Source organism: Mycolicibacterium vinylchloridicum, from assembly GCF_013404075.1.
GTDB classification, from domain to species: domain Bacteria; phylum Actinomycetota; class Actinomycetes; order Mycobacteriales; family Mycobacteriaceae; genus Mycobacterium; species Mycobacterium vinylchloridicum.
This window is the reverse complement of record NZ_JACBJQ010000055.1, coordinates 25,361-32,861: the sequence shown is the minus strand read 5'-3', so window position 1 is coordinate 32,861 and position 7,501 is coordinate 25,361. Positions and strand designations below refer to the sequence as shown.

4 protein-coding genes and 2 pseudogenes are annotated in these 7,501 nt (G+C 62.0%); 1 reads left to right on the top strand and 5 read right to left on the bottom strand.

Going from position 1 to position 7,501, the window contains the following annotated elements; translation table 11 throughout:
* Positions 1-110: 110 nt before the first annotated feature.
* Positions 111-512: pseudogene (locus HPC46_RS28465) on the top strand (IS30 family transposase); the annotation flags it as partial.
* A gap of 7 nt (positions 513-519) precedes the next feature.
* Here the strand turns inward: HPC46_RS28465 and HPC46_RS28460 are convergent.
* The 5 genes and pseudogenes from HPC46_RS28460 to HPC46_RS28440 form a co-directional block, all read right to left on the bottom strand.
* A pseudogene (locus tag HPC46_RS28460) lies at positions 520-1,397 on the bottom strand (IS3 family transposase); the annotation flags it as partial.
* A gap of 79 nt (positions 1,398-1,476) precedes the next feature.
* Positions 1,477-4,860 carry a pyruvate carboxylase gene (locus tag HPC46_RS28455; RefSeq protein WP_005148459.1) on the bottom strand — a complete coding sequence of 1,128 codons (3,384 nt, stop codon included), beginning with the start codon at positions 4,858-4,860 and terminating at the stop codon, positions 1,477-1,479.
* 159 nt (positions 4,861-5,019) lie between these two features.
* Positions 5,020-5,358 carry a hypothetical protein gene (locus HPC46_RS28450; RefSeq protein WP_036424915.1) on the bottom strand — a complete coding sequence of 113 codons (339 nt, stop codon included), beginning with the start codon at positions 5,356-5,358 and terminating at the stop codon, positions 5,020-5,022.
* 409 nt (positions 5,359-5,767) lie between these two features.
* Positions 5,768-6,418 (bottom strand): hypothetical protein, encoded by a 651-nt coding sequence (locus tag HPC46_RS28445; protein WP_005148461.1) that lies wholly within the window; start codon positions 6,416-6,418, stop codon positions 5,768-5,770.
* 48 nt (positions 6,419-6,466) lie between these two features.
* On the bottom strand, positions 6,467-7,498 hold the full coding sequence (locus tag HPC46_RS28440) for an NADH:ubiquinone reductase (Na(+)-transporting) subunit F (RefSeq protein WP_179475496.1): 1,032 nt from the start codon (positions 7,496-7,498) through the stop codon (positions 6,467-6,469).
* Positions 7,499-7,501 lie beyond the last annotated feature (3 nt).

The window sequence follows — 7,501 nt, the reverse complement described above, 5'->3', positions numbered from 1 at the left end:
ATTCCTTTGCTCGAGTGACTTTCGCGGGTCTCTCGAAGAATCACGCGATGACCTTCATTCATCCGGCTACGACACGCCGGTACCGCTGATCAGGTCCGACTCGTACACCACTCTGCTGGACGCAACCGGGCTACGGCGCGATCACCATGAAAAATACACTCGCGGAGACGATGTCGACCTTGCCTGCTCAGCTGGCCCGGTCACTGACCTGGGACCGAGGCAAAGAGATGTCCGCACACGCCCAGTTCAACGTCGAGACGGGGATACCTGTGTTCTTCGCCGACCCACAATCACCATGGCAACGCGGCACCAACGAAAGCACCAATGGACTTTGACGGCAGTACTTTCCGAAGGGCACCGACCTATCCCGATGGACCGCAGAAGACATCGAAGCGGTCGCTCACGCCCTCAACACCAGACCCCGCAAGACCCTCGGCTGGAAGACTCCGGCGGAGGCCTTCAACGACCAGTTACTCTTGCTCCAACAAGCCGGTGTTGCGACAACCGATTGAATCCGCCTTGGCTGCCCCTGTCGGAATCAACGATCGTCGCGACAGGTGAGCGAAGCGCCGCGGCGTGATCCAGGGCGGCCACCGCCAGCGAAGACTTCATTCGCGAGTCGATCGAGTAGCCCACGATCCGGTTGGAGTGGACGTCTTTGATGGCGCAGAGGTGGAGCTTGCCTTCGTCGGTGCGGCGCTCGGTGATGTCGGCCAGCCAGACCTGGTTGGCGGCCTGGGCGCCGAACTGACGCTGAACGAGGTCGTCGTGGACCGGTGGCCCGGATCGACGGTTCAGTCCACGTTTCTTGGCGAAGATCGACCAGATGCGCTCCTGGGAACACAGCCGTGCGATGCGGTTTTCACCGGCGGTGATCCCGCGCGCGGGAAGTTCGTGGGCGATGAATCGGTAACCGAAGGCGGGGTCGTCGGCGTGGATGTCGCGGGCGGCGTTGATCAGGTGCGCATCGTCCCAATCACGCTGAGACAGCTGTGCTTCGCGCCATTTGTAGAACGCCTGAGTGGAGAATCCCAGGACCCGGCAGGTCACCGTGACGGGTATCCCGTCGGCGGCAAGGTCGAGGACCAGCGGGTATATCATTTTGGGTTGGCGTCCCGAGACAGGTAGCCGACCGCGCGACGCATCACTTCAGCCTCCTGCTCGAGGAGTTTGATCCGCTTGTGCGCTTCACGCAGCTGCGCGGCCACATCGTCAGCGGCCGCCGCAGACGCGCCGGGCCGGTCGCCACCGTCCTCACGGTCGGCGATCTTGAGCCAGCGATGCAGGCAGGCTTCCGAGATGCCGAAGTCCTTCGCGATTTGGCGCAGCGGCGCCTCACCCTTGCGGGCCACAGCGATGACGTCGGCTCGGAACTCGGCAGGAAACGGTTTCGGCACGAGATTGATCCTTCCAGCGAGGACGAATCCTCACAGGTCAGGAGTCAACCAAACCGGGGGCAGTCCCGGGTGATACCGCTCAGGTGAGGACCATCAACAGGTCGCCGCCTTCGACCTGGGCCCTGGCGGCGACTGCTATGCGGTTGACAGTGCCGGCCTTTGTGGCAGTGATCGCCGCTTCCATCTTCATTGCCTCGATCGTCGCCAACGTCTGCCCGGCCTCCACCGCGTCACCCTGGGCCACGGTCACCGTGACCACACCGGCGAACGGCGCTGCAACATGATCGGGATTGGTCTTATCGGCCCTCTCGGACACCGGGATATCCGAGGCGATCGACCGATCCCGGACCATCACCGGCCGCAATTGTCCGTTGATGATGCACATGACTGTGCGCATGCCCCGCTCGTCGGCGTCGCTGATCGCTTCCAACCCGATCAGCAACTCCACCCCAGGTTCCAGTGTGACCCGGTGTTCCTCACCATGGCGTAGCCCGTAGAAGAACTGGTTCGCCGAAAGCCGCGATGTGTCACCGAACTCCTCGCGGTGCGCCTCGAACTCGGCCGTTGGTCCCGCGAACAACAGATGATTGAGCACTGCCCGACGTTTCGGCCCCGGCGCGGCCAAGGCCGCATCCTGCTCAACGGTCAACTCCTGTTCGGGTTTCGCCGGGCCTCGGCCGTCGAGAGCCTTGGTGCGCAACGGTTCCGGCCACCCCCCCGGCGGATCCCCCAGCTCTCCACGCAGAAATCCGATCACGCTATCCGGGATGTCGTAACGGCCCGGCTCGGCCGCGAACTCCTCGGCACTCGCCCCGGCACCGACCAGCGACAACGCCAGATCCCCTACCACCTTGCTCGACGGGGTGACTTTAACCAAGCGCCCCAGCACGCGATCAGCACCAGCGTAGGCGTTTTCAACGTCTTCGAACCTGTCCCCCAATCCCAACGCGATGGCCTGCTGCCGCAGGTTACTCAATTGTCCACCTGGGATCTCGTGGGTATACACCCGTCCGGTCGGGGCCGCCAGTCCGGACTCGAACGGGGCGTACACCTTTCGCAGCGCCTCCCAATACGGCTCAAGATCGCACACCGCCGACAACGACAACCCGGTGTCGAACTCGGTGCGCGCCGCTGCGGCCACAATCGACGACAGCGACGGCTGACTGGTGCTGCCGGACAACGGCGCCGCCGCCCCGTCGACCGCATCCGCCCCGGCAGACCACGCCGCGGCATAAGTCGCCAACTGACCGCCCGGAGTGTCATGGGTATGCACGTGCACCGGCAGGTCGAACCGCAATTTCAACGCCGCCACCAACGTGGCTGCAGCTGGGGCGCGCAACAATCCGGCCATGTCCTTGATAGCCAGCACGTGCGCACCTGAATCGACGATCGCCTCTGCCAACCGCAGGTAATAGTCCAGCGTGTAGAGATCTTCGCCCGGATCGGAGAGATCCCCAGTATACGACATCGCCACCTCGGCGATCGTCGTGCCGGTATTGAGCACCGCATCGATCGCCGGGCGCATGGCAACAATGTTGTTCAGCGAATCAAAGATCCGGAAGATGTCCACACCAGTCTGTGCCGCTTCCTCGACGAACGCGGAGGTCACTTGTTCGGGATAGGGCGTGTACCCGACGGTGTTGCGGCCGCGGAGCAGCATCTGCAGGCAGATGTTCGGCAGCGCCTCGCGCAGTGCCGCCAACCGATCCCAGGGATCCTGCTTAAGGAACCGCAATGCCACATCATAAGTTGCGCCGCCCCAACATTCGACCGACAGCAGCTCGGGCGTCATGCGCGCGATGTACGGGGCGACCCGCATTAACCCACTGGTCCGCACCCGCGTCGCCAAGAGTGACTGATGCGCATCCCGGAATGTCGTATCCGTGACACCGACCGTTTTGGATTCCCGCATCCACAGCGCGAAGCCCTCAGGACCGAGCTCGGTAAGCCGCTGTTTCGACCCCGGTGGCGGGGCCGCCGTCAGATCGATAGCGGGCAATTTGTCGCGAGGATAGACCGCCGAGGGCCGCGGTCCGTGCGGCTGGTTGACGGTGACATCGGCCAGATAATTTAGAATCTTCGTGCCGCGGTCCGCACTCGAACGTGCCGTCAACAACCCAGGACGCTCGTCGATGAACGACGTCGTCACGCGGCCCGACTGAAAGTCCGGATCGTCCAGAACAGCCTGCAGGAACGGGATATTCGTCGACACACCGCGGATTCGAAACTCGGCCACCGCACGTCTGGCCCGCCGGACCGCCGTGTCGAAATCCCGTCCCCGGCAGCTCAGTTTGACGAGCATCGAGTCGAAGTGAGCGGTGACTTCGGCACCGACGTTCGTTCCACCGTCGAGTCGAATACCCGCGCCGCCCGGAGATCGGTAGCCGGTGATCCGCCCGGTGTCGGGCCGGAATCCGTTGGCAGGGTCCTCCGTCGTGATCCTGCACTGGATGGCCGCACCGCGCATCTGGAGTGTGTTTTGCGCCAGCCCGAGGTCGGCCAGCGTCTCCCCTGCTGCGATGCGGAGTTGGGCAGACACGAGATCCACATCGGTGATCTCCTCGGTCACCGTGTGCTCCACCTGAATCCGCGGGTTCATCTCGATGAAGACGTGCTGTCCCCGATCGTCGACCAGGAACTCGACTGTGCCGGCACACGAGTACCCGATCTGGCGGGCGAAAGCCACGGCATCGGCGCAGATCCGCGCACGCAGTGCCGGTTCGAGGTTCGGCGCCGGTGCCAGCTCGATGACTTTCTGGTGGCGGCGTTGCACACTGCAATCTCGCTCGAACAGGTGAATGACCTCGCCAGAGCCATCGGCCAGGATCTGCACCTCGATGTGCCGAGGATTAACCACCGCCTGTTCCAGGAACACCGTCGCGTCCCCGAACGCCGACTCCGCTTCGCGTGACGCAGCTTCGATGGCCTCCTGTAGATCAGCAGCCGCGGCCACACGGCGCATCCCGCGCCCGCCACCACCGGCCACCGCCTTGACGAACAACGGGAACTCCATCGCCTGTGCGGCCGCCACCAACTCGTCGACATCAGCCGACGGTTGCGATGACGCCAACACTGGCAGCCCGGCAGCCCGCGCGGCCGCGATCGCCCGCGCCTTATTCCCGGTCAGCTCCAGCACATCGGCCGACGGGCCAACAAACGTGATCCCAGCCGCCGCGCACGCCGTCGCCAGCTCCGGGTTCTCCGACAAGAATCCATACCCCGGATAGATCGCATCAGCGCCGCAGTCCAGTGCGGTCGACACGATCTGGTCGACATTCAGATACGCGCGGACCGGATGCCCTTCGGCGCCAATCTGATACGACTCGTCCGCCTTCGACCGGTGCAGCGAGTTGCGATCCTCATACGGGTAGACCGCAACAGTGGCCGCGCCGAGCTCGTAGACCGCACGAAACGCCCGGATCGCAATCTCACCGCGGTTGGCAACCAGAACCTTGGAAAACACGCGTTCCTTTCGAAGAGCTGGTCGGTCGCACGCATTTGCGTCCGTCCCGAGCACTCGCTCGGCGGCCAGACCAACGCGTTCGACGCAGCCTGCTCCATAATCCGCGACAACCGGAACGTTGTCAGCTATCGAGTTGAAACACCCGCCGCGCGATCGAGACTACGAGATACAGAGGTGGTGCGCGCTACCCTCACGAGATGTGCTGTGGCACAGGGTGGAAATTCCAATCTTCGACATGAGTCGCAGGAGCCCCGGCTCCGTGTCGGAGCCTGCATAACCGCCAATCCACTCCATCAGCGCCTGCACCAGATCAATCGGTAGCTTCGCTTTTGCACGAACAAGGACCGCCAACATGTCGCTAATTGCACTTCCTTGTTCGCCAGCCCCAATTTTCGCGCAGACCCAGAGGTAGTCTTCGGGCGAGAGCCACGGCGCCGTCACGCTGGTCAAATCCCATGCAAGAGACGACTCTTCCGCGATGTTAATGTTGTACTCCAATCTCTCAATTATTCGACAGCTTTTGGTTCCAGGCGTTACGACGGGTATGCCGAACCCGCTCCACGTGGAACTACGCAGAATCGGTATGCGGCTTGCGCCCAACCGGATTGCATGTCATTGCTGTCCTTAATGAGTTGTATTCTCCGTTATCCTCCGCGGGCTCGTCGCTCCGACGTCGTCTTTATCTAGAGGCGGCGAGCTGTTCAATCCGAACCGAGATGGGTTTGCAGGATGAAAAACTCGGATGGTCCGGTCCGAGACTGGCCCGAACCCGCCTGCGTCGTCTTAGCCGGACCGCATGCCTGCCGCCAGCGAGAAGCGGACGCGGCGTGGTAAATCCATCAGTTGATGATCTAACGCCCACGACCTACGTCCCTCGGAGAGCATCGGTCGTCCGTCTGCCGCGCTTTCAGTCGACGCATCGGATACACACACTTCCAAGACCCAGTACGTCACAGCGGAAGTGATCTCCTGGCCGAGCAGGGACCGCGCGGTGAATGCTGCCCGTTAGCACGATGTGGCCCCGGTTGAGGGCCTGGTCAGCTTCCACAAGCCTTCGCGCGATCGCTGCAAAGGCACTACCCGGCGATTGCCCGATGGCGGCGCCTTCGCCGGCGGCGACAACGCTGCCGTTGCGGTTCAACGACGCCAAACTGTCCTCAAGCACCTCTTTACGGAGCGACGGTGAACCGACGGCAATGGCCGCAGATATCCCTTCTCCGTTCCCAGTCAGAACTCGTAGGACGGGGAAGGCTGCGGCGATACACTCGTCAGGCCGCTCGGCGGTGTCTCCAGATACCCTGGTGCTGACGAGCACTCCGACATGTGTCTCAACGCGCGGTGCAATGAGCGAGCTGACGCGGACCACGCCGCAGTCTTCAACGAGCACGCGCTCAGTGATCGGCTCAAGACTGTCATCGATGTCAAAATCGATGCCGATGAGAGATTTGGACAGGACGTATCCAACTACCGGACCCGTGTGAGTCGCAATTGCTCCCGAGTCACTGAAGAAGTCACGTGACCCGGTGCGGCTAAACGCCGACTGAAGTTCTTTGAGCATGTCCTGTTCTCCTTCTGTACGCCGACGGTCAGTCCGGCGCGGACGTCACTATCCAGACGGAACGAACCTGTCAAAGAAGATATGGCGCTCCTTACAGCCGCTAGCGATCAGCGACTCCAGTGCTGCATCGATCATTCCAGGCGGGCCACACAAGTACGCCTCATGTCCTTGGCCACTCGGGAAGTGTCTGTCGTAAACCTCAGTGATCAAACCGGTTTCGCCATCCCACGGCGTATCGTCAGGCTGACTCAGCGCAGGGATAAACGTGAACCAGTCCAGCTCATCTGCGAGTTGTCGAAGTTCGTCCAGCATTGGGAGGTCAGCCACGGTGCGCGCGCCGTAGAGAAACGTCGTTCGCCGTTGATTATTCTGCTCGATAAGGTCGGCAAGCATCGAGAGTACCGGGGTGATACCCGAACCTCCCGCGATGAAGATAATCGGGCGGTGTGATAGTCGAATTGCAAACTGCCCCAATGGGCCACGCAAGTTCAGCTTTGTCCCCGCGGAGATGGTCGTGCCGATCTGCGAGGTGAACCGCCCGTCGGGAATCACTCGAACTACAAGGTGCACCTGCGAGTCGTCGCTCGGTCGATTGGCCATCGAGAACGACCGCCATGCGTCGTCGGATCCCGGGACAAGGACTTCGACATACTGGCCGGCTACAAACGATATCGCTAAGGGCTCGTCCAAGGAGATCTCGATGCCTTTGATATCCGCTGTGTAGTCGACGATGCGGTCGACTGTACCGACGAACTCGACGATATCTTGGCCGGCGTTGTACTCGTCTTCGGTTAGATCTGCCATTGTCTCGCCGACGTCGACGACCAAGTCGCCGTCTGCATATGTCGAGCAGAGCAGCACGACACCTGCGTCGCGGTCAGCGTCGCTCAGGGAAAACGATGTTCCGTCGGATTGGGTGAATTCGCCTTCGACGACCTGGGCTCGGCAGGTGCTGCATCCGCCGTGCTTGCAGCCGTATTTCACGAATCTGCCATTCCGGAGAATTGCGGACAGTACCGTTTCTCCCGATTCGACCGGGAACGTGTCACCGAACGGCTGTACGGTTACTGTGTCACCCATGTT

Coding starts and splice junctions, on each gene's coding strand:
- HPC46_RS28445 (WP_005148461.1), bottom strand. CDS start 6,418: ATGCTCAAAGAACTTCAGTCGGCGTTTAGCCGCACCGGGTCACGTGAC.
- HPC46_RS28440 (WP_179475496.1), bottom strand. CDS start 7,498: ATGGGTGACACAGTAACCGTACAGCCGTTCGGTGACACGTTCCCGGTC.